The 1,826-nt window shown below is 71.1% G+C and carries 2 protein-coding genes; one reads left to right on the plus strand and one right to left on the minus strand.

Annotated elements, in window-relative coordinates; all coding sequences use genetic code 11:
* Window positions 1–833: serine/threonine-protein kinase (locus ON39_RS05660; protein ID WP_040731819.1), on the minus strand; the 833-nt coding region annotated here is incomplete at its 3' end.
* A gap of 435 nt (window positions 834–1,268) precedes the next feature.
* Here ON39_RS05660 and imuA' point away from each other — a divergent pair.
* The coding region (imuA', locus tag ON39_RS05670) for a DnaE2-dependent mutagenesis accessory factor ImuA' (RefSeq protein ID WP_040731822.1) at window positions 1,269–1,826 on the plus strand (558 nt) is incomplete at its 3' end.

Raw genomic sequence — 1,826 nt, forward strand, 5'->3', positions numbered from 1 at the left:
ATTTCGTCCCTGGCCTCGGCCATCGTGGGTCGCCGCTGCGGCGCGGGCTCGAGCATGTGCAGCAGCGCCTCGGTCAGCATCCCGCTGCGCGTGGGCGGAATGATCTGCGCCATGGCGGCGCGGTGCACCAGGACGTCGCTGTCCTCGTCGAGCCCGAACGGAGGCTGGCCCTCGATCGCGGTGTACAGCGTGGCGCCGAGGGAGAACACGTCGCTGGCCTTGGTCGGCTGCGCGCCGCGCGCGACCTCCGGCGGCAGGTAGGCGGGGGTGCCGACGATGACGCCGTCGGGGTCGTCGGAGTGCTCGCCCGCGCCGCGCGAGATGCCGAAGTCGCTGAGCTTGGCCATGCCGACGATCGGCCCGCGGTCGGCGACGAGGATATTGCCCGGCTTGATGTCGCGGTGCGTGATGCCCGCCGCGTGCGCCGCGGCCAGCGCGTCGGCGACCTGCGCACCGATCTGGGCCACCTCGATCGGCGGCAGCGTGTCCACCAGCGCGAGCGCCCTGGCCACATTGCGGGAGGGCAGGTGCTCCATCACCAGCCAGGGCTCGCCCGCCTCCAGCACCACGTCGTAGACGGCGATCGCGTGCTCGTGCGAGAGCTTGGCCGCGACCCGGCCCTCGTGCATGATCTGGCTGCGGATCTCGTTGGCCTCTTCCTCCGGCAGCCCCGCCGTCGAGATGACCTGTTTGATGGCGACGTCCCGGTCGAGTAGCCGGTCGTGTGCGAGCCAGACCGCGCCCATGCCGCCGCCACCCAGCTTCGACTGCAGCCGGTAACGGCCGGCGACCAGGTAATCGGGGCCGACAATGGGACGAGCGCGTTCGGTCACGGTGCGAGGGTAGCGGAAAACGGGGTGTTCTACGGGATGGCCCACTGGATTCGCCGACGCTCTCCGTTGGGCGACTCCGTGTTTGCCGCCTTCGTCGCGGCGGGCGTCTGTCCCTCGCTCGCGGGCGTCCCGGACTGGGTAGGCCGAATCGGAAAGGCCGGCCGGTCCCCGGTGTTCGTCACTGTGACGACCGCCCGCACCGCTCGCCGCCGAGATAACGACTGAGCACCGACGACCAGCGGTTTACAACGGCATCGTTTCGAAATCGCGGGGCCGGGGGCGGGGCCTTGACGGAACCCGGGGGTCGGTTTCTACTGAGCGAGTATCGAACGTATATTCGATACGGATCGATAGCTGAATCGGTGCTGATCCCTCGTTACGAGGGTCGTTCCGCACGCGTCGCCTCGGGTCCATCGTGGGAAGTAGGTGGTAGAGATGGGTTCGGATGCGAAACCGCAGGAGGGGGCACAACCGCATACGGCATCGCTCGGGGCGGGCCGGGACAGCCCGCCGACGCTGGCTGAGCTGCGCAGAAGAATGGCGGCGATACCCGGTCGTGGCGCGGCGGCGGTCGAGCGCGTTCCGGCCGACGCCGAACTGACTCGGGAGTCGCTCGCGGTGCCGCCCGCGCTCGCTGGGCTGTTGCCCGGCGGTGGCCTGGCCAAGGGTTCTGTCGTGTCCTATACGGGTGCGCGTTCGCTGCTCGCCGGTCTGCTCGCCGCGGTGACCGAGGACGGCGGGCACGCCGCGGTGGTCGGGGTGCCCCGGCTCGGCCTGCTCGCCGCGGTGGAGATGGGTGCCCAGCTCGAGCGCCTCGCCGTGATCCCAGACCCCGGCCCGGACCCCGTCGAGGTGGCCGCCGTATTGCTCGACGGCCTCGACCTGGTCGTGCTCGGCCTCGGCGGCGGCGCGGTCGCGCCGGCCCGCACCAGGGTGATCGCCGCCCGCGCCCGCAGCAAGGGCGCAACACTGGTGGTCACCGACGGCCGCTGG

This window comes from Nocardia tenerifensis NBRC 101015 (genome assembly GCF_000308715.1).
Taxonomy (GTDB): Bacteria; Actinomycetota; Actinomycetes; order Mycobacteriales; family Mycobacteriaceae; genus Nocardia; species Nocardia tenerifensis.